This window comes from Desulfobacca acetoxidans DSM 11109, from assembly GCF_000195295.1.
Taxonomy (GTDB): domain Bacteria; phylum Desulfobacterota; class Desulfobaccia; order Desulfobaccales; family Desulfobaccaceae; genus Desulfobacca; species Desulfobacca acetoxidans.
Map to the genome: position 1 here is coordinate 560,534 of NC_015388.1, position 24,617 is coordinate 585,150.

At 52.9% G+C, this 24,617-nt stretch carries 23 protein-coding genes; 12 read left to right on the top strand and 11 right to left on the bottom strand.

Annotated elements, in window-relative coordinates:
• Positions 1–206: 206 nt before the first annotated feature.
• Both DESAC_RS02305 and DESAC_RS02310 read left to right on the top strand, forming a co-directional pair.
• The gene (locus tag DESAC_RS02305; protein WP_013705462.1) at positions 207–935 is read left to right on the top strand and encodes a creatininase family protein; all 729 of its coding nucleotides are present in this window, start codon (positions 207–209) and stop codon (positions 933–935) included.
• A gap of 165 nt (positions 936–1,100) precedes the next feature.
• Positions 1,101–1,370 (top strand): hypothetical protein, encoded by a 270-nt coding sequence (locus DESAC_RS02310; RefSeq protein ID WP_013705463.1) that lies wholly within the window; start codon positions 1,101–1,103, stop codon positions 1,368–1,370.
• Between the two features lie 32 nt (positions 1,371–1,402).
• Here DESAC_RS02310 and der read toward each other — a convergent pair whose 3' ends face one another.
• The 3 genes from der to DESAC_RS02325 form a co-directional block, all read right to left on the bottom strand.
• Positions 1,403–2,752: a ribosome biogenesis GTPase Der gene (der, locus tag DESAC_RS02315; RefSeq protein ID WP_013705464.1), complete on the bottom strand. Its 1,350-nt coding sequence runs from the start codon at positions 2,750–2,752 to the stop codon at positions 1,403–1,405.
• A gap of 114 nt (positions 2,753–2,866) precedes the next feature.
• Positions 2,867–4,195: a S41 family peptidase gene (locus DESAC_RS02320; RefSeq protein ID WP_052301979.1), complete on the bottom strand. Its 1,329-nt coding sequence runs from the start codon at positions 4,193–4,195 to the stop codon at positions 2,867–2,869.
• 95 nt (positions 4,196–4,290) lie between these two features.
• Positions 4,291–5,634 (bottom strand): S41 family peptidase, encoded by a 1,344-nt coding sequence (locus DESAC_RS02325; RefSeq protein WP_013705466.1) that lies wholly within the window; start codon positions 5,632–5,634, stop codon positions 4,291–4,293.
• 885 nt (positions 5,635–6,519) lie between these two features.
• Here DESAC_RS02325 and gatC point away from each other — a divergent pair.
• From gatC to DESAC_RS02355, 6 genes are all read left to right on the top strand, one after another.
• Complete coding sequence (gene gatC, locus DESAC_RS02330; RefSeq protein ID WP_041284118.1) at positions 6,520–6,804, top strand: Asp-tRNA(Asn)/Glu-tRNA(Gln) amidotransferase subunit GatC; 285 nt, start codon at positions 6,520–6,522, stop codon at positions 6,802–6,804.
• Positions 6,805–7,061: 257 nt separating this feature from the next.
• Positions 7,062–8,525, top strand: a complete 1,464-nt coding sequence (gene gatA / locus DESAC_RS02335; RefSeq protein ID WP_013705468.1) for an Asp-tRNA(Asn)/Glu-tRNA(Gln) amidotransferase subunit GatA — start codon at positions 7,062–7,064, stop codon at positions 8,523–8,525.
• Positions 8,526–8,571: 46 nt separating this feature from the next.
• Positions 8,572–9,384 (top strand): undecaprenyl-diphosphatase UppP, encoded by an 813-nt coding sequence (gene uppP / locus DESAC_RS02340; RefSeq protein ID WP_013705469.1) that lies wholly within the window; start codon positions 8,572–8,574, stop codon positions 9,382–9,384.
• A gap of 123 nt (positions 9,385–9,507) precedes the next feature.
• Positions 9,508–10,137, top strand: coding sequence for a 50S ribosomal protein L11 methyltransferase (locus tag DESAC_RS02345; protein ID WP_041283749.1), 630 nt, complete (start codon positions 9,508–9,510; stop codon positions 10,135–10,137).
• A gap of 306 nt (positions 10,138–10,443) precedes the next feature.
• Entirely contained in the window at positions 10,444–11,211 is a 768-nt protein-coding gene (locus DESAC_RS02350; protein ID WP_013705471.1) for an MlaE family ABC transporter permease, read from the top strand.
• A gap of 22 nt (positions 11,212–11,233) precedes the next feature.
• A complete protein-coding gene (locus DESAC_RS02355) occupies positions 11,234–12,004 on the top strand; it encodes an ABC transporter ATP-binding protein (protein ID WP_013705472.1) in 771 nt (256 codons plus the stop codon).
• A 110-nt stretch (positions 12,005–12,114) separates the two neighbouring features.
• Here DESAC_RS02355 and cobS read toward each other — a convergent pair whose 3' ends face one another.
• Genes cobS through cobU form a run of 3 tightly spaced genes read right to left on the bottom strand, consistent with a single transcriptional unit; the run spans position 12,115 to position 14,490 of the window.
• A complete protein-coding gene (gene cobS / locus DESAC_RS02360) occupies positions 12,115–12,855 on the bottom strand; it encodes an adenosylcobinamide-GDP ribazoletransferase (RefSeq protein ID WP_013705473.1) in 741 nt (246 codons plus the stop codon).
• Positions 12,852–13,916, bottom strand: coding sequence for a nicotinate-nucleotide--dimethylbenzimidazole phosphoribosyltransferase (gene cobT, locus DESAC_RS02365; RefSeq protein ID WP_013705474.1), 1,065 nt, complete (start codon positions 13,914–13,916; stop codon positions 12,852–12,854). The genes cobS and cobT overlap by 4 nt, the downstream gene beginning before the upstream one ends.
• A gap of 25 nt (positions 13,917–13,941) precedes the next feature.
• Positions 13,942–14,490, bottom strand: coding sequence for a bifunctional adenosylcobinamide kinase/adenosylcobinamide-phosphate guanylyltransferase (gene cobU / locus DESAC_RS02370; RefSeq protein WP_013705475.1), 549 nt, complete (start codon positions 14,488–14,490; stop codon positions 13,942–13,944).
• Positions 14,491–14,651: 161 nt separating this feature from the next.
• Between cobU and cobO the strand changes: the two genes are divergently transcribed.
• Positions 14,652–15,260, top strand: a complete 609-nt coding sequence (gene cobO / locus DESAC_RS02375; protein ID WP_083800174.1) for a cob(I)yrinic acid a,c-diamide adenosyltransferase — start codon at positions 14,652–14,654, stop codon at positions 15,258–15,260.
• A 95-nt stretch (positions 15,261–15,355) separates the two neighbouring features.
• Here cobO and DESAC_RS02380 read toward each other — a convergent pair whose 3' ends face one another.
• The 5 genes from DESAC_RS02380 to DESAC_RS02400 form a co-directional block, all read right to left on the bottom strand.
• Entirely contained in the window at positions 15,356–16,024 is a 669-nt protein-coding gene (locus DESAC_RS02380; protein ID WP_148231165.1) for a hypothetical protein, read from the bottom strand.
• Between the two features lie 442 nt (positions 16,025–16,466).
• Positions 16,467–17,204 (bottom strand): ABC transporter permease, encoded by a 738-nt coding sequence (locus tag DESAC_RS02385; protein WP_013705478.1) that lies wholly within the window; start codon positions 17,202–17,204, stop codon positions 16,467–16,469.
• A gap of 39 nt (positions 17,205–17,243) precedes the next feature.
• Positions 17,244–17,582, bottom strand: a complete 339-nt coding sequence (locus DESAC_RS02390; RefSeq protein WP_013705479.1) for a P-II family nitrogen regulator — start codon at positions 17,580–17,582, stop codon at positions 17,244–17,246.
• Between the two features lie 108 nt (positions 17,583–17,690).
• Positions 17,691–18,653, bottom strand: a complete 963-nt coding sequence (gene meaB / locus DESAC_RS02395; RefSeq protein WP_013705480.1) for a methylmalonyl Co-A mutase-associated GTPase MeaB — start codon at positions 18,651–18,653, stop codon at positions 17,691–17,693.
• 126 nt (positions 18,654–18,779) lie between these two features.
• Complete coding sequence (locus DESAC_RS02400) at positions 18,780–19,277, bottom strand: peptidylprolyl isomerase (RefSeq protein WP_041284119.1); 498 nt, start codon at positions 19,275–19,277, stop codon at positions 18,780–18,782.
• Between the two features lie 616 nt (positions 19,278–19,893).
• Here DESAC_RS02400 and DESAC_RS02405 point away from each other — a divergent pair.
• The 3 genes from DESAC_RS02405 (at position 19,894) to dnaN (ending at position 24,517) form a co-directional block, all read left to right on the top strand.
• Positions 19,894–21,459, top strand: coding sequence for an Rne/Rng family ribonuclease (locus DESAC_RS02405; RefSeq protein ID WP_148231166.1), 1,566 nt, complete (start codon positions 19,894–19,896; stop codon positions 21,457–21,459).
• Positions 21,449–23,110, top strand: a complete 1,662-nt coding sequence (ilvD, locus tag DESAC_RS02410; protein ID WP_013705483.1) for a dihydroxy-acid dehydratase — start codon at positions 21,449–21,451, stop codon at positions 23,108–23,110. The genes DESAC_RS02405 and ilvD overlap by 11 nt, the downstream gene beginning before the upstream one ends.
• A gap of 240 nt (positions 23,111–23,350) precedes the next feature.
• Positions 23,351–24,517, top strand: a complete 1,167-nt coding sequence (gene dnaN, locus DESAC_RS02415) for a DNA polymerase III subunit beta (RefSeq protein ID WP_013705484.1) — start codon at positions 23,351–23,353, stop codon at positions 24,515–24,517.
• The last annotated feature ends 100 nt before the right edge of the window (positions 24,518–24,617 follow it).

The window sequence follows — 24,617 nt, forward strand, 5'->3', positions numbered from 1 at the left end:
CTAGGGCTAATTTTCTCATGGTTAATTAAATTATAAATTTATAACTATTGATAAGTTGAAAGAAAGTATAATCGGCCAGGTAGATTAGTCAAATAGGAATAATCGATTTATATTCGCGTATCCATTGTTTATCGCCCTCACTCTCGTTAACCAGAGCTGATCGGGCTGACATCTGCCCACGAGCAGTAGAAAAGAGGATAAACGCTATGTTGATATCTCAGCTCACGATGCCGGAATTCGAAGCTGCCATGGCCAAAACCGAGACGGTTGTCATTCCCTTCGGATCGGTGGAGGAGCATGGGCCGCACCTGCCGCTCAGCACCGATACTATGCATGCCCAGGAGGTGGCCGCGCGGCTGGCAAAGCGATGCCCGATGCTGGTAGCAGCGCCGGTACATTATGGCATCTGCCGTTCAACCCGCGAGCATCCTGGAACGATCAGCATCTCCGGTGATGCCTTGAGAACTCTGGCTTTGGACCTGGGAAGGGAGTTTTATCGCCAGGGCTGTCGCCGCCTGATCCTGCTTACCGGACATGCCGGGGGCACCCATGTTGCGGCTCTCATTGAAGCGGGGGAGCGGCTGTTGGTAGAGCTGCCAGACCTCAAGATTGCAGTGGTCAACATCCTGCAGCTTTTGCGGGAGGTATTAGTGCAGTATCCGGGACTGGTCCACACCCCGGGCGACTCCCATGCCGGAGAAGTTGAGACCGCAATCATGTTAGCCGCTCGACCTGAATTAGTGTCCGGCAAAGCGCCAGCCGAGTGGCCCCGTTTCCCAAAATTCGTTCTCGTCCGGCGCAAGCGCAAGTTCTGGCCGGGTGGGGTATGGGGCGATCCAACCCAGGCCAATGCTGAACAGGGCGAGCAGATTCTTAATCTCGAGGTGCAATTTCTCTTAGAATTGCTTAACACTATGAATAATATGGAAGATTAAGGCAGGGGGCACAATTTTCTCAATGGCAACATAACTATATGATATAACAAAGTATATTTTGCACAAAAAGATGCATTCTTTTGTTGACAAAAGGCATTGCAATGTCTTAATATATTGCCAACAAATAGGGGGAGAGGCTTATCTAAGCCCGGAGGCAAACCTTCTATGATACAAAAAACCGTAGAGGATTTAGCTGCAACAGTTTTATCTTTGGACGAGGATGGCTTAGCAAAGCAATTAAAGCACTACAAAAAAATCATGGAAGATTTTAGCCCAACCCCGGAGTGGGAAAAAGCTGTTATTGCCTTTTTTTTGATCAACGGCGTTCGGGTCAAAAATAATCTGATGGATGCCCAGTCGCGCAGAAACAACCTGTTTCAATTTTCTCAACCAGACCCGCATCGCCAGCAGACTCGCTTACGAGTGGTGAAATAATCAAACACATTGCAGGCAGGACGCAGTTGAGGTTAATCCTTCGATTGGCCGGAGGCGATCCTTGAGCCTCGGCGGTGTTTTTTGCCCTTAAAATGGAGGCGGATGGGCGCATAGGGGAGACCGAGACGCTCTCGCAATTGATTTATGAGATAACGCCGGTACGAGTCTGGCGTTGCTCCGGGGATATTCGTAAACGCCACAAAGGTGGGTGGCCGGCTGTCCGGCTGTGTTAGATAGTAAAATTTTACGCTGCGGTGGCGGTATCTCGGCGGTGGGTGAGCGGCTACTATCTGGGCAAAAATCCGGTTGAGTTCCCCGGTGGCGGCGCGAAATTGGCATTGCCGGTAAATCTCGTCCAGTAGTGGAAAAACCTTGGATACCTGATAGCCGGTGAGCACCGAAAGAGGGAGCACCGGGGCATACGATATCAATTGCAAACCCATGTTGAGGCGGTCCAGGGCCGCCTTTTGCGTTTGGGAGTCCTTGCCTACCACATCCCACTTATTCACTCCGATCAGACAGCCCTTTCCGGCAACCGCAATAAAATTGAGAATCCGCAGGTCTTGTTCGGTTAATCCTTCCTGAGCATCCAGTAGCAATAATACGACCTCGGCCCGTTGCAGGGCCCGCAAAGCCTGCCAGATCATTCCCCGCTCCAGGTTTTGGTGGATGCGGCTCCGGCGCCGAATACCGGCTGTGTCAATCAAGACATAAGGACGGTTGTCCCAGATCAAGGGGGCATCGATGGCGTCCCGAGTTGTGCCGGGGGTATCGCTTACTATCAGACGCTCTTCTCCTAAGACCCGATTAATAAAAGAGGATTTTCCTACATTGGGGCGGCCCAACACTGCCACCCGAATACCTTCGGGAGGCTCGCCGGCGTCTGGTGCAGCGGGAAGATACCGGACTACGGCATCCAATAGCGAACCCACCCCCAGGCCATGTTGCGCTGAAATGGGAAACAAAGGAGTCAAACCGAAGCGATAAAATTCGGGTAGGCGCGTTTCTTGTTTAGGACCGTCGATCTTATTGATCACCAACAAAACCGGTTTCCCCGAACGACGCAAATATTGGGCGACTTCCAGGTCATCAGGCTGGATCTCCTGTCGGCCATCGACCATAAAGAGCACCAGATCGGCTTCCCCGGCCGCTAGTTCCGCCTGCTGCCGCACCCGACTGCTTAAGGCATCTTCGGTATCCCCAAACCCGCCGGTGTCAATCAGCAGAAAGGCATGATCCTCCCAAGTGACATCGCCGTAGAGGCGATCCCGAGTAACCCCCGGTTGGTCATCGACCAAGGCGCGCGATTGTCGGGTAAGCCGATTGAAGAGCGTCGATTTGCCGACGTTCGTACGGCCGATCAGGGCAACAAGGGGTTTCATTAGACAGGGGGTCATCCTCTAAACAGAGACAAGCGGCAGGAAAACCGGCCGCTCCCTCCGGAAATCTGGAACGGGTGCGACCCAGGATCGCACCTCCGGTCTGACGTTGGCGAACTATTTGACTTTTTGCGGCGGGGGAGGTTCGTTATTGGGTTTGCTGGCCGTATCCGCCGTTTTTTTCGGCGGCCCTTGACGCACAACCTGAACCGCCTGGGCCAATTGGGGGTCTTTCTCCAGCTCCTCCGAGGAAATAGGGACTGTCCAAGGTTTATCAGTGATCCCTTCTCCCTTCATCCGTCGTTGCAGGGCTTCTTGGCGCAGGTCTTTCACGCTTTTGCCTTCCGGAATCGGCGGCGCCTCCACCACGAGATCCGGTTGGATGCCCTTTTCCTGGATAGAGCGGCCGGACGGGGTATAATAATGAGCTGTGGTCAGCCGCAAGGCCGAGCCATCCTCCAACGGAATGATGGTTTGCACGGAACCTTTGCCGAAGCTTTTCGCTCCCACCAGCAGCCCCCGTTTCTGATCCTGAATAGCCCCGGCAACGATCTCCGAAGCTGAGGCGCTGCCTTCGTTGATGAGCACGACTATCGGGATGCTTTTTTCTAAACCGGTGTTTTCCTGGTTGGCGTAAAATCGATGCGTCTGGGCCTTGTTGCGGCCTTCGGTGTAAACAATCAGACCGGAGGATAAAAATTCATCAGCTACTTTGACGGCCTGGTCCAATAAACCGCCCGGGTCATTCCGCAGATCCACTATCAAACCTCGGAGCGGTTTGCATTTCGCCGTCAGATCTTTGATAGCCCGCCGGAGATCATGATCAGTTTTATCCTGAAAGTTGGTGATTCGAATATAACCGATGCCGTCTTCAAAGTAGCGCGTCCGGATGCTGCGTATGGGGATGATTTCCCGGACCAGGGAATAGTTCTTGAGTTTGCCGAGGTTTTCCCTCATGATACCGAGGGTGACGGTGGAACCCTTGGCGCCTCGAATACGGCGGACCGCCTCCATGAGGGTCATATTCTTGGTGTTGACCCCGTCGATTTTGACGATGCGGTCGCCAGCCTGCAATCCGGCTTTGTACGCCGGCGTCCCCTCGATAGGTGAGACCACGATCAACAGTCCGTCTTTGTGGGTTATTTCAATACCGATGCCGCTAAAGCTGCCCTTGGTCTCGATCTGCAGCTCTTTGAATTCCTCCGGAGCCATGAAGGAGGAATGGGAATCCAAACTGCTTACCATCCCTTTTATGGCACCATAGATGAGTTTCTTGGTATCTTTGGCTTCTACATAATTATCTTCAATGATTCCCAAGGCTTCAGCGAATACTGATAATTGCTCGCGGGTATCTTCGGACAACGACCACGCGGGTTTTGCCTGGACCAACAGGAGCCACGCCACTGCTAAGAGGAGAAAACCCCAAGCTCTGAACGTATCCGCCACTGCCCGGCCTGCGGTCGTATTTTTCAGGCGCCTTGAGGAAATGGAGAAAATAGACAATTGATTCTGTCCTCTTGTTTGATGGTTGCGGAGGAGCCTCAAGCTTGGAAGAGGGAATGCTCCTGGTCTCCCAAGATGGAGATCTTAGTAATTTCCTGTTCTTCGGAGTGGAAGCAGGCTGCCTGATTTTTCTTAAGCGAGCGTTCACCAGGGGACTGAATGGCGCGTCCCGAACCCCAGTTTTTCAATTGAAAGAGGGCCTGATGGACTAAAGGATCCTGCATGATCTCATGCACATCAGGTAGGTTTCTGGGTTTTTCCTGATCCTTGGAGTCTTCCCGGACCGGTTGCTCTTCCGGGTCTTTCTTAGGTCCCGGCAGGTCGGGTTCCAAACCGCGTCCCTGTATGAGAAGGTCTTTAGGCGTATAGCAAAACGCCACGTTGATCACCAGGGCGGAGCCATCCTTCAACGGAAAGGTCTGAACAACACCGCATTCTCCGAAGGTTTTATACCCTAAAAGCAAAGCGCCCCATTGCGCCTGTAAGGCACCGGTAACAACTTCCGCCGCCTGGGCGGTGCCGTGGTCGACCAGAATAACCAATGGCAGTTTGTTCTTGAGGACCAGGCATTCTTTCAAACCTTTCACTATCTGTTTCTGCTCGCTATGGCGGCCCTTAACAATATAAATGACATCATTACCCAGAAATGACGAGGCAATGCGTCTGGCATCATCCGGGCGGCCACCGGCAGTATTGCGCAGATCCAGGATGAGGCCTTTTTTGGGAGAGGCATTGGCTTGTATCGAGCGCAATATCTGCTGTAACTCTGCGGCAGCGCCCTCTTGAGGAGATCTGAGCCGTAGGTAGTGGTAACCCTCTTCTAACTGATAATGTGCTACCAATGGCACCGCCAGCTTCTCCAACGTCAGCTCAAGATCTAGTGGTTTAACAAAACCATTGCGGATAAGTTGCAGCTTAACTTTTGTGCCCGGCGGTCCCTGCAGCTTTTTGACGGCCTCCAATGGAGTTAGGTTGCGGGTGGTTTGGTTGTTGATTTTCAGGATGTGATCGCCCGCTTTGATGCCAGTTCGCCAGGCCGGTCCGCCTTCTATCGGAGACACCACTGTCAGGATGTTATCTTTGATGGACAGCTCCATCCCAGCACTGGCTTCCGGCTGTTTCACGCCGGCTTGTATTTCCTGATATTCCGAAGGCGATAGAAAAGAGGAATTGGCATCCAAAGAAGACACCATGCCGCGAATAGCCCCGTAAATCAGATCGCGATCCTGTTTTTCGGTGACATACTTCTGGTCTATCTCATACAAGGCCTCCACCAGCAGGCGCAGTTGGGCATAAGCTTCGGAAGATGTCGCCGCAGCCGGAGGACCGCTCCCGCAACAGAGAACACCGAAGAAAAAGAGAGAAACAATGAAAACCCACATGCTTCGTGTAGAGGGTCTGGTGAGATAGCGGTATCTGTTTGTCTTCATCTTTGGTAAAATAAGGTCGACTTCCTAAGGTTTTTGGCTAAGGGTCCAGAAATCCCCGGTCTGCCAGGCGATTAACATCAGTCCCGGAAGGCTCCTCGAGAGTTTGGGCGTCGCTAGCTTTTCTCTTGCCCTTTGACTGCCATAACTCATTTTTAAGCGCTGACGGGAAACTGAATTTTACAGGTGGGCTAGCCTCGGGCAAATTATTCCTTCCCTTGCTATTTGGTAGCATAATCAGAGCGGTCGCGCAAGTGGCAATTCTGGTTATATGAAAACAGTGCTCTTAAAGACGGCGGGCGCGGCCCGCCCTATGAGTAAATTGCCAATAAATTATCGATAATGGGATGGGGCGGCCCATGGTCGCCGTTTATGTTTAATATGATTGATGAGAAAAAATTTGTATGAAAGAAGGTGGTGCCGGCTTTCCAGCCCGCATACCCATGCACAGACCAAGGAGGCCTATGCCACCAATCATTCTTGCATGCTTCGTTGTGATCACCAGAACATGCCAACTTATTTATCAATCCCCCAAGAACCCTCCGGTCTGCTTCACAACTCAATTGGGCCTCGATTGCTTTCCTGGTCCTTCCTGTCTAAGAGGTGAAAGAGCCGTTGCTTTTTTTTTCCTATGGTATAAATTCTTCACGATACAAATTCTAGACGCAACTATATGGTATCGGGAAAGCTTCCCCGGCCTGTTTTATAGAGATCATGGACGTTTTTGGCGGCATTGAGCTGGCGGTGGAAGGAAACCGACAGGTTGACCGCAAGAACATCGTACCGTGGCTGTCTAGTCTTTTTCGATTACAATCTCCTGAAGCACGCGAGGATTTTGGCATGCCCTTGACGTCAGAAAGAGTGCAACAGGTAGCTCGCTTAGCCCGTTTGACGTTAGCCGCAAGCGAAGTGGAGCTTTTTACCCGACAGTTGAATGATATCTTAAATTATGTCGAAAAATTGGGTGAGTTGGATACCACGGATGTTCCTCCCATGGCGCATGTCCTGGACGTGCAGAACGCTTTCCGAGATGATGCTACCCAAGGCAGCCTGTCTGTGGAAGAGGCCTTGGCTAATGCGCCAGCGGCACAACGCCTTTTTTTTGTCGTTCCCAGAGTAATTTAACTGCGGCAGCTATTGATAAAAGCCGGGGCCAGAGGCGAACGGAGTTGTTCGGGGCGAATACAAAATTTGCCCCTACGCATGGGCATGTCGGTGCTGTAGAGCTGTAGGATGGGCACTGCCCCCCATTCTTTGATTTATTGTATCCGATAGCTGAAGTATTGCTTCAAATTTAAACTCTGAATTTCTCTGGCGTGTTGCCAGGATACGGTATCCGGCAACAGCCTTGGGTGATATCCGCATCATATGGAGTCGGACTGATGACCGTATCATGGCAATCTTTGACCATCCAGCAATTGCATCCTCTCATGCTGCGAGGGGAAATCTCTCCGGTGGAGCTGACCCAAGGATTCTTAGACCGGATTTCCCAATTCGATGACACTTTGCACTGTTACATAACGGTAGAGGCCCAGCAGGCCCTCGCCCAGGCCCAAGAGGCAACCCGGCGGTTGGCCAGCGGCCGGGCAACACCCTTGACCGGCATCCCCTTGGCCATCAAAGACCTCATCGTTACCCAGGGGCTTCGCACTACCTGCGCCTCCAGATCGCTTGAAAACTATGTGCCGCCATATGACGCTACCGTTATGCACCGGCTGCGGGAGGCGGGTGCGGTCATCCTCGGTAAAGTGAATATGGATGAGTTCGCCATGGGTTCTTCTACGGAGAATTCGGCTTTTGGAGCAACGCGCAATCCATGGCGGCTTGATTGCATCCCCGGTGGCTCTAGTGGGGGTTCCGCCGCGGCGGTGGCGGCCGACCTTTGCCTGGCTTCTCTGGGCAGTGACACCGGCGGTTCTATCCGTCAACCGGCCTCCCACTGCGGCGTCGTCGGCTTGAAACCCACCTATGGGCGGGTCTCCCGGTTCGGATTGGTCGCCTTTGCCAGTTCTTTGGATCAGATCGGCCCTATTACTAAGGATGTTGCCGATTGCGCCCTGCTGCTCCAGTTTCTGGCGGGCTATGATCCAAAAGACTCAACCTCGGCGCCGGTTCCGACCCCGGACTATTCTCAGGCCCTCAATCAAGACATCAAAGGATTAAAAATCGGCGTTCCGCAAGAATATTTCATTGCCGGCATGGAGGAGGAGGTGGAGCAAGCGGTGCGAGCCGCTCTCGAGACCTTTAAGGGATTAGGGGCTGAACTGGTTGAGGTCAGCCTGCCGCACACTCAATACGCCGTGGCGGTCTATTACCTCATCGCTACGGCCGAAGCAAGTTCTAACCTGGCCCGTTATGACGGCGTCAAGTATGGTTTCCGCGCTGCTGAGGCCAACGATCTAATGGATATGTACTGCGCTACTCGGGCCCAGGGTTTGGGAGCTGAAGTCCGACGCCGCATTATGCTCGGGACCTATGCCTTGTCTGCCGGATATTATGACGCCTATTATAAAAAGGCTTCGCAGGTAAGAACCCTCATCCGCCGGGACTTTGACGAGGTCTTTCAGACCTGTCAGATTGTAGCCACCCCCGTGGCGCCCACCACGGCCTTTCGCTTGGGGGAAAAGATGGACGATCCGTTGACTATGTATCTTTCTGATATTTTTACTATCTCGGCAAATCTGGCTGGCATTCCGGGCATCTCGGTGCCTTGCGGCCTCAACTCCGGGGGGCTCCCCATCGGCCTGCAACTCCTGGCCCGGCACTTTGACGAATCGACGCTCCTTAAGGCCGCGCACGCCTTTGAACAGGCTTCCACCTTTCACCTTCTTAAACCACCTATTTGATTCTGTCCGGCAGTGGCCCAAGCAGTAAGAAAGAGAGATTCACGACATGGACATCGCACACGCCATTTTGTTAGGGATCATCCAAGGTCTGGCGGAATTTCTGCCGATCTCCAGCTCTGCCCATTTGGTCTTATTGGAGCATTACTTGGGAGTTCAGGAGGCCGGGCTTACTTTTGATATACTGTTGCATGTTGGGACTTTAGTAGCGTTGATCGCCTACTTCTGGCAGGATTGGCAGGGTATGGCAGCGGCGCTCTGGCGTCCCGGGCGGCACAACCGTTTCGAACGCCGCCTCTTTTGGTACCTGGTTATTGCCACCCTTCCAGGCGCCGCCGCCGGCTATTTCCTGGAAAAGCAGGCGGAGACCATCTTTCGGACGCCTACCCGGATTGCCGTCCTCCTGGCAGTGTTAGGCATCTTGTTGTACCTGGCAGACCGGGTAGCCCGACATCAGCGGCGGCTGCCCGGCATCACCCTGAAGGACGCCGTGCTCGTCGGCTGTGCCCAGGCTCTGGCTATTATGCCGGGCGTCTCCCGCAGCGGCAGCACCATGACCATGGGATTATTTTTGGGGCTCACCCGCGAAACGGCTGCCCGTTTTTCCTTTCTCATGTCCGCCCCCATTATCTTCGGGGCCGGAGTGCATCAAGGCCTCAAATTGTTGAAGAGCGGCGCTAATAATTTCTTGACGTTGCCGTATGTCCTGGGCTTTCTGGCAGCCATCGTGTCGAGTTATCTCACCATCCGCTACCTCCTGCGGTTTCTGCAGCGCCACACTTTCATAATCTTCGTCCTCTACCGTCTGCTCCTGGCCTTTGTGGTATTAGGGTTGGAGTATTATCAGGTGGGGCCGAAGTGATGGCGGCTGAGAATCTGGGAAAGACCAAGAGCATGAATATTTTCAAAATCGGGACTACACAGGGCATCTACCCGTCTCCTGATACCGGGTAAACATTATGTTTCCTGACTCAATTTTGGAAGGATGCTGTTATCTCTGACCCCAAAAATCCTTCTCTGTTCCCGCTGGCGCCCCTGTTGGCCCCGGCAGGGGCAGAAAGTGGTGCGGCTGTCCAACTCCGGCACTTTTCCCATCAGCCATCCCAGCACCCGACTCTGTTTGGAGCTCATGGTCGCGGCCTGCCAGGAGCAACAACCTGCCTCGCTGCTGGACTTAGGTTGCGGCTCCGGGGTCTTGGCGCTGGCCGGGGCCTTGCTGGGCATCCCTTTGATCCTCGGCTGCGATATCTCCGGCCGTGCCCTGCGCACTTCCCGGAGAAATGCTCAGCGCAACCGCTTGACCACCGGCGTCTGTTGGCTGCACGGCTCCACTGAAGCCCTGAAACCCGGTTTCCATCTCATTGTCGTCAATCTGCCTTTTGTGGTGCAGATGGAGAAACAGGAGGAATTGCTCCGCCTGGCCGACTTTCGAGGCGGACTGATTCTTTCAGGTTTCCGAGATTCCCAGGAAGGTCTCGTTGCCGATTTTTACTTCGAGCAGGGTTGGCGGCTTAGCCAGCGGCTCACCCGGGACCGCTGGGAGCCGGAGCCGCCGGTCGAACTCAGTTACACCTGGGTAGGACTGTATCTCGTAGCAGATGATACTAGACGGTAGTTTCCAGGTTTATTGCTCCGGTAATCCGACGTTTCAATTTGAAGTTCAGATCATTTAAGGATATTTTGCTGTTGCTGGCTTAAAGTTGAGCCCCAAAGCTTCGGTTGCTGGGGTTATTTTCTAGATGCTTGACCCCTGCTCGCCTGGTATATTAAATTGAGTATTATCGAATAAAAGTCGAAGGCGGTTTCCTGGGGATATCGCAATCGCCCCGAAGCATAGCCATTCATGGGACGGGCGTTCAAGTGCCCGGCGCGCCGGGTTAACTCCTGACGCCATTCCATAAGTCTCTGGAAGGATTGTATTGTGCTTTTTCTTACTACTCTTGGCCGGTTATGGGTCCATTTCCTCCAGGAGCTGGGCGGCATGGCCCTGTTGTTGGCTCAAGCCGGGCTCTGGCTGCCCCGGCGTCCTTACCGGTGGCGGCATTTTTTCCGACAACTCGAGTTTATCGGGGTTAAATCCTTTTTTATCGTGGTCCTGACGGGATTGTTTACCGGTATGGTCTTGGCGTTGCAGGCGTATTATGGTTTCCGCAAGTTTGGGGGCGAAAGTCTCCTAGGCGGCGCCGTAGCCCTCTCCATGACCAGGGAACTCGGCCCGGTCTTGACTTCGCTGATGGTGGCGGCGCGCGCCGGCTCCGCCATGGCCGCGGAGTTGGGCGCCATGAAGGTAACGGAACAGGTGGACGCTCTTTTGGCCATGGCAGTGCAGCCGGTACACTACCTGGCCCTGCCCCGTCTGTTGGCTGCTGTCATCATGACGCCGCTCTTAACGGTAATAGCGGTTTATATCGGTATTGTCGGGGGCTATTTTGTCGGTGTCATTCTCCTGGACGTCAACCCTGGCACCTTTATGCAAAAAATGTTGGAAATGGTGAATAGTTCCGACCTCTACAACGGTCTGTTCAAGTCCGTCATCTTCGGCCTGCTGTTGGCTCTCATCAGTTGTTACGAGGGCCTGCAGGCCAAAGGCGGCGCCGAGGGGGTCGGGCTGGTAACCACCAGAGCCGTAGTCTATTCCGCCATTTCCATTCTTATTGCCGATTATATTCTGACGGCCTTGTTATTCTAGTGCTTGCAGGTGGATTCGAGGTATGACCACAGCAGTAGCGGCAATCATTCAGTTAATCGATGTCCATAAATCTTTTAATGGCTTGGAGGTATTGCGGGGCGTTCGCCTCGCCATCACTCCGGGGGAGATCACCGTCATCCTCGGGCGCAGCGGCGGCGGTAAAAGTGTTCTCTTAAAGCATCTTCTGGGCCTGATGTCCCCGGACCGCGGTCAGGTGCAGGTAATGGGACAGGATCTGGCTAATTTATCAGAGAAACAACTTTTTACCCTGCGGCAACGCTTCGGCTACCTCTTCCAGCATGGCGCCCTCTTTGATTCGCTTACGGTGGGCGAAAATGTGGCCTTCCCCCTGACCGAGCACACCGACTGGCACCGCGCCAGGATTCAAGCAGCAGTGCGCGAAAAATTATATCAGGTCGGATTAAGCGGTATTTTAGACAAAATGCCGGGTGATCTCTCCGGCGGTATGCGCAAAAGAGTGGCGCTGGCTCGAGCCCTGGTACTGGAGCCGGAAATTCTGCTTTTTGATGAACCGACCACCGGTCTGGATCCGATCATGACCACCACCATCGGCGAGTTGATCGCCGCCACCGTCCGGCGGCTCAAGGTAACCGCCGTTATTATCAGCCACGATCTCGGGTTGGCCTTCTCCCTGGCCGACTCTATCGCTTTTTTACACCAGGGGCAGATAATCAGCCACACCGATCCTCAGAGCTTCCGTCAGTCCCGGTTGGAGCCGGTCCAGCAGTTTTTACAAGGTCAGCCAGACAGGTTAGAGACGGCTGAGGTATAAGAGATCAGGTTTACAGAAGATACTGGGTAATTTCTTCTTGCAGAAGAAACTGGGTGCAGGTTTTTAACCGGATGGTGGGCAACGCTTCCTAATTTGAGTATGAATTGCCATCAGACCTGAATCAGGCAGACTGCGAGTACCAGGACTTCGAGAACTTCATTCAATGCTCCGAATACATCCCCGGTAACGCCCCCCAGGCGCCGCCAGAAGTAAATGGCCGCCAGAATGGTGACGGCGGCAGCGGCGATTAGAGATACCAACCCGCGCCAACTGCCGATCAGGCCTACGATCAGGAGGGCGCTGCTGCTAGCAAAAATCAAGGTGCGCCCCGAAGTAAATGTGGTCATGGCCTCTCCCAATCCCCCCTCACTTCTGGCATAGGGCGACAGATAGGCCAGGAGCACCATGGCTCCCCGGCTTACCACCGGAAAGATCAAGATTGGCCACCAGGCCTTTTGCTCTAACACGCCAGCCAAGAAACTGAATTTAACCATCAGAATGAGGACAATTCCCACTGCTCCGAAGGCCCCCACCGCGTGATCCTTCATGATGCGCAGGGAATCTTCCCGACCCCGGCCACCTCCTAAGCCATCCAGGGTGTCCGCCAATCCATCCAGGTGCAACCCCCGGTTGGCAATGGTCAGCAGGGCCGTCAGCAAGGCTGCCGCAGCTACCGGGGGGAGAATGTGGCTTAAACCCAGGGCGGCGGCCGATAAGATGCCGCCCAGCAAGAGGCCTACCAGCGGGAACCAGGCCATGGAGTTGGCCAGTTCCTGGTGATCGGCCGTGGCCTGGCGCGGCCAGGGAATAATGGTAAGAAAGGTGAGGGCCAGGCTCAAGGTTTTGATCATGAATCTTTGCCGCTCACCCCGGCTTCCGCAAAGGTAGCCATCTCGTGATAAATTTTTAGGCCCACCTCCAGCAGGTTGATGCCCAGGGCGGCGCCGGTTCCCTCCCCCAGACGCAGGTCCAGGTCCAGCAGGGGCCTGAGACCCAGGGATGCTAACATTACCTGATGGCCAAATTCTGCGGATCGGTGAGCCGCTTTGAGATAATCCGATACTGCCGGGCAGAGACGGGCCGCCACCAGGGCGGCAGCAGTGGCAATGAAACCATCCAACAGTACCGGCCGCCGGGCCGCCGCGGCCCCCAAGATGAGTCCGGTCAGGCCGCCGATCTCCAACCCGCCCAGCTTGGCCAGGACTTCGACAGGATCTCGAGGGTCTGGTTGGTGGAGAGCTAGAGCACGCTCAATCACTTCGACCTTCCGGCGGTAGCCAGCGTCGTCCACTCCGGTGCCGCGGCCGGTGACAGTTGCGGCCGGCTCCCCGGTAAAGACGGCTGCGAGGGCCGCCGCCGGCGTCGTGTTGCCGATACCCATTTCACCGGTGGCCAGCACATCCGCCCCGGCGGCGATATTCTCCTGGGCCAGTTCGATGCCGACGTTAATAGCCGCTTCGGCTTCTGCGCGGCTCAGGGCGGCCTCCTGCGCCAGGTTGCGGCTGCCAAAAGCCACCTTGCGGGAGATGAGACCTGAGAATCCGCTAAAGTCATATTTGACGCCAATGTCTACCACCTGCACTTCGGCGCCTACATGCCGGGCCAAGACATTGATGCCGGCCCCCCCCTGCAGGAAGTTGGCCACCATCTGAAAGGTGACGTCCTGGGGATAGGCGCTGACGCCTTCAGCCACTACTCCGTGGTCGGCAGCAAATATCATCACGACTTTCTTTTTCAAGGAGGACTTCAGGTCCTCGCGAACGGCGACATACCAGGCGGCCAGTTCTTCGAGACGCCCCAAACTGCCCTGGGGCTTGGTCAGCCGGTCCAGGCGCGCCTGAGCTTGAGCTCGCCATGCCGGATTCAGAGGTTGAATCCGGCTGGCGGTCTCTTGAATTATTGCTGAATTCATAAAATACACTCACCCCATGTGGAAATTATAAGATTTGCCTCCCCTTAAGATAGAGCGGCAAACCGCTTACCACCAGGACAGCCACATCCGCCAGGGCGGCAACCTGTTGATTCAACCGGCCGGCCAGATCGCGAAAACGTCGGGCGAGGGAATTCTCGGGGACGATTCCCCAGCCCACTTCGTTGCTGACCAGAATGATCGGTGTAGTCAAGCCTTCCAGAGTCTTGCAAAATTGGTCGGCGGCGCTTTCCGGATGGCCGAATTGATGATCATGAGTTAGAAGATTTGACAGCCATAGCGTCAGACAATCCACCAGAATAACCCCATAGCGGCCATTGGCCTCGTGCAGAACTGCGGCCAGGGCCAGGGGCTCTTCCCAGGTCTGCCACTGCGGCCCGCGTGCCCGTTGGTGATGGGCGATACGGGCGGCCATTTCTTCGTCCAGGGCTTCACCCGTAGCCACATACAGACGCGGCGGCGGCAGAGCCTCTGCCCACCGCTGCGCCAAAGTACTCTTGCCACTTTTAGCTCCGCCGCTCAGGAAAGCCACCCGAAATGGCGGCACTATCGACATACTCGGATTTCCTTCTGGTACGTTGTATTGCCGCTAAGAATATGCTTATTCTAGGCTACCGTCAAGTGGTTAGCCTCAAAACGGGTTTGCAGTAATGTTCTGCAGTGTCGAGGGCGGGATCAGAAAAGGGCAGGCAAGCAACTGAAATATGTTGTGATCCTATGATTTCATGGTATAAAAAACCATGTTGGGAGCACGAGGCTGCCCGACATAACTGCAGCAAGGAAGGGATGATACTAGTGGGAAAGTTAGAACAGGGTCTGGTGCAGATTTACACCGGAGAAGGAAAAGGCAAGACTACCGCTGCCCTCGGATTGGCGCTGCGAGCCCTGGGCCGTGGTTTAAAAGTATTCATGTTGCAGTTTCTCAAGGGCGATGATACCGGAGAATTGTTTTCGACACAGCAGTTCGGGGATAAGTTTGTCATCCGCCAGACCGGTTTGGGAGGGTTCATCCGCAAAGGCAAAGCCGGTCCGGAAGATGCCCAGCGGGCTAAAGAAGCTATGAATTTAGCTAAAGATATTCTCCGTAGGGGTGATTATGATCTGGTCATTTTGGATGAAATCAATGTCGCGCTCTACTTTGAACTGGTTTCCGTACCTGAAGTTCTGAAATTACTGCAGGCTCGAGCTCCCCATGTAGAAGTAGTCCTCACCGGCCGCTATGCTCCTCAAGAAATCATTGAGGCCGCCGATTTGGTCACCGAGATGAAAAACATCAAGCATTACTATCACGCCGGCGTAAAGGCCCGCAAAGGAATTGAATCGTAAATGCTCATTACCAAGAAAACAAGTGGCGAGTCAATAACAAAATGACTTCGGATGGTGTTCATGGATCGCAGGTGGCCGAAGGGTAATAGCAATTATCAGGAATTAAATCCTATTTTTTGATCTTTCCAAAGGATTGGCTGGGCCTTGGGAAAACACATTTTTATTGCCGCTTTAAATGCATAACTTAAAAAAACCGCCAGAAAACAGGCGATCAGATAAAACCCCTTAAGTGTGGGGGTGCCATGGATTAAGCCGAACATCAATGGGCTTTCGGTAGTTACGAGGCGGATTTCCAAGATATAATAACCGATGCCTTCAAATAACAGCAGAAGAGGAAAATAAACAAGCCAGGTTGCCGCCAGACTCATGAGTGTACTATTCAGCAGATAGTGCCAGAAATTGTAGACGCAGAGAATAAAGAACAGCCAAAGGCTCCATAACGTACAGGCAAACCAGTTGAGACCGGGAGAATTAAAAAAGGGTACGTTGTAAGTATAATCATAGTAGGTTACCCAGATGCAGGCCATGCCCACGGCAACAGCCAGTTCCGCCAACATGTCCGGGGAAAATTGGTACACCCCTCCCAGGCGCCAGCGGGTTGCCTTCTGGCGGCAAGAAACCTTTAGGCGCGCCAATCCGCCTAACAGGCCAATAATCAGATCAGTAAACTGATCGGGAATAATCTCAGGTCGAAATACATCGATCGCGGCGTAGACAAACCAGAGTTCGACTATTTCCCAGAGCAACAGCAAGAACGTGAGCATTACAGATGGGCGCCTGACCTTCATATTTTGCAGAATGAGCATAATTATGAAGCCGTTGGCGAAATGCACCAGGGACCAGTAATCAATAAAAAAATATCGAGTCTGCCAAATCACCGTATAGAAAGGTTCCGTGGTACTCTGAATTAAATAGTACAATCCTTTTAACATGCACTATACCTTCCTGGGACTATAATCGGTTGAATGGATTGGATTATCGGCTGTGCTACAGACAGCATACTCTTATAAGGAGTTACCGAAATCTCATACTAATGAGACATCGGCATCTTGTAAAATTTCTAAATTTTTTTTGATATGAAATGATAAGATTTATTTACGGTTCATCCGGAAACTGCAGCGGTGCCCCTCGCAGCACAAAGCCAAAAATGGCAATCTTGTTTTGCAGGCGATCAGCAGGACTGATTGCTACCGCCCAATATGTCTCTCATTCGTCGTAGCGACGGATCAGCAGAATCCCCAGCCAGAAGGTGGCCAAACCATAAAAGACCAAAAAGGCAAAAGAAACGAGGGAGGACATTGACCATTCCGGGTATCGCAGCAATATGTTGGTGTGCGTCAGGGGCAGGAGGAAGATAAACTTCTGTACCACCCACGGCATCTCCTCCACCGGAAAGAAGGTGCCGCTAAAAAAGGCCATGGGCATGATAAAAAAATTGGTGAAACTGGCGGCATCGTCATGCGAGCGGGATTTTAAACCGACGATAACTCCCATGGATGCCGACAGAAAACAATTGACCAACAAGGCGGTTAGAAAAATACCATTAAGGGCCAGACGGCTGCCCACCACCCAACCGCAACCCAACAGAATGATTGAGGCAAACAGCCCGCGCACCATGCCGGCAAGCACTTCGCCCCACATGATGGCACCTGCACTCACCGGCGCCTGGATATAAATCTGAAAGGTTCGGAAGAACAGGCGGGAAACGGTCATGCCATTGGCGATCCAAGTATAGGAATTGATCATCGAGGTCACCGCTACCAAACCCGGCATCAGGTAGTCCAAATAACTGCTGCCACCGATGGACACCCGCCGCCCGAGACCGACGCCGAAGACCAACAGATAGAGCAACGGCGTCAACATGGTGGACAGGACAAAACCCAACCGCAGCACACGCCGTTTAAAGATCAGTATTTCTCTAAGAAAGATGGGATACCAGTTCATCTTCCCCTTTGCCTTTTGCCTCCTCCCTTTCCCCGGCTTTTAAAGCGCCGTATCTCCGGATTCGCCGGTGCGGAGGCGGATGGCCTCCGAGACCGGGTAGACGAAGATTTTGCCGTCGCCGATACGTCCGGTGCGCGCCTGTTCCTGAATCGCCTGCACAATGGCCACTACCTTGTCATCCGGAGCTACGATTTCGATCTTTACCTTGGGAATAAAATCCACCTGGTACTCCATGCCCCGATAAACCTCCCGCATGCCTTTTTGTTGGCCAAAACCCTTTACTTCGGTAACCGTCATCCCTTGAATATTAATTTGGTGCAAGGCTTCTTTCACAGACTCCAGTTTAAAGGGTTGGATAATTGCTTCGATTTTCTTCACGCAGCCTCCTCAACAGGACCGGATAGATTTGCAACTTGAACGAATATTACTTAAGACACCTTTAGGCTAGCTTGATCCGGTTTTTTCCCTCACCCCCGGCTTCCTAACTTACAAATCGCATCTCCGCCGCAGTTGGGCCACGATCTCATCGCTGATGGAGTAGGGGTCGGTTTTTTTGGCGGCGATGTCGGCCAATATCTGTTTCACGCCATTCGCCGACAGCATATGGGAAATGATCTGCTCCCGAATGCCCTGCATGATGAGGTCCATTAGCTCCCCCCGCAGTCGGGGAGCCATAACCCGGGCCAGCTCCCGGCCGCCCTCCCGGCGTAGATAGTCCCGGTGCTCGAATACGGCGGCCATAAGTTCGGGAACACCTAAATTTTTGGGGGCTTCGGTCCGGAAGACCAAAGGACGCCAACCGTCCTCCCGATTCGGCTGGCGCAGATCAATCATGTTCACCAGATCCTGATAGGTGCGGTCAGCTCCTTCCCGATCAGCTTTATTAATAACAAACAGGTCGCCGATTTCCAGAATACCTGCCTTGATGGCCTGAATATCGTCTCCCATTCCCGGAACCGTCACTACGATGGTAGTGTGGGCGGCGCTGGCGATCTCCACCTCGTCCTGACCCACGCCTACTGTTTCCACCAGGATAAAATCCTTACCCATAGCATCCAGGACGTTGACGACGGCCCGGGACGAGGCCGTTAGCCCCCCAAAATGCCCGCGGGTAGCTAAAGAGCGGATGAAGACGCCTTCATCGGTGGCGTGACGCTGCATCCGGATGCGATCTCCCAGGATAGCGCCACCGGAGAAGGGGCTGGTCGGATCCACCGCCACCACACCTACGGTCAGACCCTGCTGGCGCAGCAATTGGATCATGCGGTCTGTCAGAGTGCTCTTGCCCACTCCGGGGGATCCCGTAATCCCGATGATATGCGCCCGGCCGGTATACTGGTAGAGGCCTTTGAGGATTTCCCGAGCGGCGGGATCACCCTCGTCCAGGTCCCGCATTAATCGGGCCGTAGCCCGGATGTCGCCTTGCCGCACCTGCTGAATAATGTCCATAATTGATGTCCCTAGTACTGTTTGCCGAGGAAAAATTAATTGTTATTCTTTACAAGGCCCCCGCAAGACATAAAAATTACCTCTCTAGGACGCTGTTTCCTGTGCCCTCCGAGGACTCCCCACTCCTCACGGTTCGATAATACTGGCCTGGATAATAGTTACCGGCGTCACCGGAACGTCAGCATGAAAGCCCTTGCTGGTAGTGGGAACGGCCTTGATTTTGTCCACCACGTCTTTTCCCTGCACCACTTTGCCAAAAACGGCATAACCCCAACCGGCAGGGTTCTTGCCGGTGTGATTGAGGCTTTGATTATCGGCTACGTTAATGAAAAACTGCGAGGTGGCGGAATCCGGGACGGCAGTGCGGGCCATCGCAATGGTGTAGGCATCGTTGGTAAGCCCGTTATCTGCTTCGTTCTTAATGGGCGGCCGGTTGGCCTTCTGCTTCATCTGGGCGTCCATTCCGCCACCCTGGATCATAAATCCGTTGATCACTCGGTGAAAGATAGTGCCGTCGTAAAATCCGTCTTTGACGTACCGCAGGAAGTTTGCCACCGTATTTGGGGCTTTCTCCACATTGAGCTCAAGTACAATATCACCTAAGGAAGTTTGTAATTTTACCATGACGGGTCTCCTCACTGCTTCGACCTCGCCTACCCAGGCGAAGGCTGACACGCAGACGAACAGGGCCAAGATCCCGGCAAGCCTTTGGCGGGTAAAGACTAGAAGCAGCATCTGTTTAAACATCATCGTTCCTTTCTTACTTAATGAGAACATTGAGAAGGCCAAAAATTTCGTGAAGACCGGCAATCTCTCAGGATCATCATTCCATGATCGCCTTTTTCACTGAAAGAGTATCATACAGACCACAAACATTTCCAACAATTAATTCGCTTTTTGAATAAATTAATATGTTTTTACAATGTCTTACACTAAATTGAGATCAAACTTAAGGACTTGGGCCAATGGTAGTCTTCCGGGATCCGCTATGGCCGTTTTCTGAAATGTCGAAGGCAATAATTCTTTCTTATATCCGAAGATGTCATTGACACTCAAAAAAAAAGCGGATACAATTAAACAATTATCCATTTAAAATTATTTCTAATTTAGGCATAGTGAACAGCTTTTCAACCTCCCGACCAATCATCAACAGACAAAGGAAGCAGAACGGGCCCTGGTATAAGATACGGCGGAAGCAGAAAGCGGTCGCTGGTCCAAGGGGAACTTTTTCAATAACTGTATGAGTCCCATCCATAAAATGCTGATTAACGCCTCCGATCCGGAAGAATTCCGGGTGGCCATCGTTGAAGATGGCAAGTTAGAGGAATTTGCCCTGGAGGCGGCCAGTCGAGAACAGCTTAAAGGCAACATTTACAAAGGCGTCATTTCGAATATCGAACCCAGTCTCCAGGCAGCTTTTGTTCATTATGGCGCCGAGCGGCAGGGTTTTTTACCGATCTCAGAAATACATCCGGAATATTTTCAGCCCGAAGCCCCACAGCGATCACGGCCCAAGATTCAAGAAGTCCTGAAAAAGGGACAGGAACTTCTTGTCCAGGTTATCAAAGAAGAGATCGCCTCCAAAGGCGCCTATCTCACGACCTATATCTCCCTGCCAGGACGGTTTCTGGTCCTCCTGCCCGGTCAGGAACAGATCGGCATATCCCGCAAGATCGAAGAAGAGGCCCGACGGCAGGAACTCAAAGCACTTATCAAAGAATTCAATCTGACCCATGGCATGGGCCTGATTGTACGCACGGCCAGCGAGGCTGCCAAGAAGCGTGAGTTACAAAAAGATTATCAATACCTGAACAATATCTGGCAGGAAATCAAAAAGAACGCCGGGCAATCTCCGGCACCTGCCTTGATCTACAAAGAGTTAGATCTTGTCATCCGCACTATTCGAGATTATTACACCGCCGATATCAACGAGATCCTTATCGATGACGTCGAGACTTTTACCCAGATAAAGAATTTTTTCAAGGCCTTTTCTCCAAAGCATACCAATGTATTGAAACTCTATAAAGAAAAGCGCCCCATCTTTTCCAAGTATCAGATCGAAGAGCAACTCGAGCGTCTCTACGACAACCAGGTGCCGTTAAAATCCGGAGGGGGCGTGGTTATCAATCCCACCGAGGCCTTAGTAGCGATAGACGTCAATTCCGGGCGTTGCATTTCCCCCAAGGAAGTGGAGGAGACGGCTTTTAAGACCAACCTGGAGGCGGCTCAAGAGATTGCCCGGCAGTTGCGCCTGCGCGATCTAGGCGGTCTTATCGTCATCGATTTTATCGATATGAAAGACCGTAAGCACCGCAAAGAAGTAGAAAAAGAACTGAAGGCGGCACTTAAAAAAGAGAAGGCCCGAGTAACAGTCGGGCAGATTTCCAAATTCGGGCTGCTGGAACTCTCCCGCCAGCGATTGCGTCCGGCAGTGCAGACAAGCCTGTATATTACCTGTCCGCATTGTCAGGGACGCGGTCTCATCAAATCGGTGGAAGCCAGCGGCTTGAGTCTGATTCGAAAAATCTGCCATGAAGCCGCGAAAAACGACATTCAGGAAGTTCGGGCCCTCTTGCCTCAGGAAGTCACCAATTACCTGCTCAATAAAAAACGCAAGGAATTGGTCTCCCTCGAAGAAAAATTTCAGCTGCGCCTGTTTATTGCCTCCAAAGAGGGATTGGCCTGGACGGAAAGCCGCCTGGAATTTATCAAACGCCAGATAGACCAGGAGAAAACCAAAGCCGCACTCGAGGGGCTCATCGAGGAACGTTTAAAAGATCAGAAAGGATTGTTTCATGCGGAGTGATCTGATGAAAACCGGTGTGGAAAAATCACCGCATCGGTCCTTAATGAAGGCCATGGGTTACACCGAAGAAGAATTGCAGCGGCCGCTCATCGGCGTTGCCAACGCCAAAAACGAAATCATCCCTGGCCATATACACCTGGACAAAATCAGCGAAGCGGTTAAAGCCGGCATCCGGATGGCCGGGGGCACACCGATCGAATTCGGCGTTATCGGCGTCTGTGACGGCATCGCCATGCATCACGTCGGTATGAAGTATTCCCTGGCTTCCCGGGAATTAATCGCCGACTCTATCGAAGTCATGGCTATGGCCCATCCCTTCGATGGCCTGGCGCTGATTCCTAACTGTGATAAAATTATTCCAGGCATGATAATGGCCGCCCTGCGTTTGAACATCCCTGCCCTGGTGATCAGCGGCGGTCCGATGTTGGCTGGCCGCCTGCAAAACCGAGCTATTGACCTCATCACGGTCTTTGAGGGCGTCGGCGCCGTCAAAGCCGGAAAAATGACCGAAGCGGAACTCAAGGAGATCGAAGACGCCGCCTGTCCGGGCTGTGGCTCCTGCGCCGGTATGTTCACCGCCAATTCTATGAACTGCCTGAGTGAGGCCTTGGGATTGGCTCTGCCCGGCAATGGTGCCATCCCGGCGATTTCTGCGGCCCGTTATCGCTTGGCCAAACAAGGCGGCAGGCAGATCATGGAGCTGGTCCGCCGACAGATTCTACCGCGTCAGATCGCCACCCTCACCGCCTTTCAAAATGCCATGACGGTGGATATGGCCCTCGGATGCTCTACCAACACCGTTTTGCATATTCCAGCCATGGCTCATGAAGCCGGGATAGACTTGCCACTGGATCTATTCAATACCATCAGTGAAAAAACTCCCCATATCTGCAGCCTCAGCCCTGGCGGGATGTACCATCTGGAAGACCTGCATCGCGCCGGCGGGGTGCCGGCAGTTATGGCGCGGCTTTGGCAGGCCGGTCTGATCAATGGCGAGCCGTTGACCGCTACCGGGAAAACTATGGCAGAAAACCTGGCCGGGGTCAGGGTCTTGGATGACGAAATCATTCGCAGCCTTGACCACCCTTACCATACCCAAGGAGGCATCGCCATTTTAAAGGGTAATCTTGCCCCGGAAGGTGGGGTGGTGAAACAATCCGCCGTTGATCCCCAGATGTTGGTTCGCGAGGGCCGGGCCCGAGTCTTTGACTCAGAGGAAGAAGCCGCTAACGCTATTTTGGGAGGCGCCATCCACCCCGGCGATGTTGTGATCATCCGCTACGAAGGCCCCAAGGGTGGACCAGGTATGCGGGAGATGCTGACTCCCACAGCCGCCATCGCCGGGATGGGTCTCGACAAAGAGGTGGCTTTGCTGACCGACGGCCGCTTCAGCGGCGGCACCAGGGGCGCAGCCATCGGTCATATCTCCCCCGAAGCGGCCGCCGGCGGCCCCATTGGACTCATTCAAGAGGGTGATGCTATCCTGATCGACATTCCCGGCAAAACCCTCACCCTGAAGGTGGACGAAACCGAGCTGGTCCGGCGTCGGGCCCAGTGGAAGCTCCCGGAACCCAAGATCAAACACGGCTATGCTTATCGCTACAGCCGCCAGGTGACCTCCGGCAGCCAGGGTGCTGTTCTACAGGATTAACCCGATGGGAAAGCCGTTATGATCACAAGTTTGAATCTATCCGGGAACATTAGTATGCTTATGGGCTGTCGGCTTTCCCTTTCCCTAAGATCTCGTTTAGCGTTGCCTGAAAAGTCGAAAAATGAAACTGTTATGTTGATAAAAAATGCTATAATATTAATATGTTAAGTACAATATAAACATTCGTTAGCCTTTATAAAGGTTATTAAAGAATAAGCTAATTTTAATCTTGAGGAAAACATGAAACTGCATATCGAGAAGGACGCCCTTCTACAAGGAGCAGGTCGAACTCAAGGCGTTATCGATCGTCGGGGACATACCCCGATCTTATCTCACTGTTTACTTGAAGCCGGCAATAACCAGCTAAAAATTTCGGCAACAGATTATGAAGTGAGCTTTTCCGGTTACTATCCGGCCCAAGTGGAAGAAGAAGGCGGCCTGACGGTTCCGGCCGTCAGTTTCTATAATATCCTGCGCGAATTGCCGGCGGGGACGATCAGCCTTGAAAGCACCGAGAACAGCAATCTCGTCATTCAGGTGGGTGATGCCCGCTACCAGTTTTTAGGGTTGCCGGTCGAAAATTTTCCACCACTGCCCAAACTGGAAAATCAACCGATGATAGAGCTGTCAAATTCGGTACTGAGCGAGATGCTCGAAAAAACCATTTTTTCCATTGCCGCCGATGATATTCAGCCGCATTTAACCGGGGTGCTTTTAGAAAAAATTACCGAAGACGGCAGGATCATCGTACGCCTCGTTTCAAGTGATGGTCATCGTCTCTCCCTGATAGATCGGGAAATCCCGGCCATCGAACAGATCAACCTGGAGAAAGCAATTATTATTCCCCGCAAAGGTGTGGCGGAGATGTTGCGGCTCATCAGTGAAGAAGAGCGATGCGCCTTGGGCATCGAGAAAAAGAGCATCATTCTCAGACAGGGAGATAAGTATCTCTATATTCGCCTATTAGATAAAAAATATCCCGATTATCGACGGATAATCCCGGCAAGTCCGGAAGTTCGAATCACCGTAGGCCGACGTGCCTTTCTAGACGTTTTAAAACGGATCAGTTTATTATCCGCCGAAAAATTTAAGGGAGTAATTATGATGGTCAGCGAGGGTTGGCTTGATATTCGTTATCACAACCCCGAAATCGGCGGAGGCGATGAGCGTCTGCCTATCACTGTTAATTTCCTGAACAGTGAGGTTGTTGCTGAACAGGAACGCGATGAGGAAACATTATGCCTGCCGATCCGGCTGAGCTACAATGCCCGTTATTTGATAGAGCCGCTGAGTGTGATGCAGAGCGATGAAATATATTTTGAGCTGACAAAAAAGAAAAAGCCACTCTGTTTACGGGATGCCAATGACCCGAAGTATCTTAGCATCGTAATGCCCATGGACTTATAAGCGGCCTGAGGGCCTGGAAAAGCGGGCGGCTAACGGTACGGATGTAACAGGAACGGTACAAACGTAGAATCGCCGCTCCCGGCTGTTTTTTGCAAAGGAG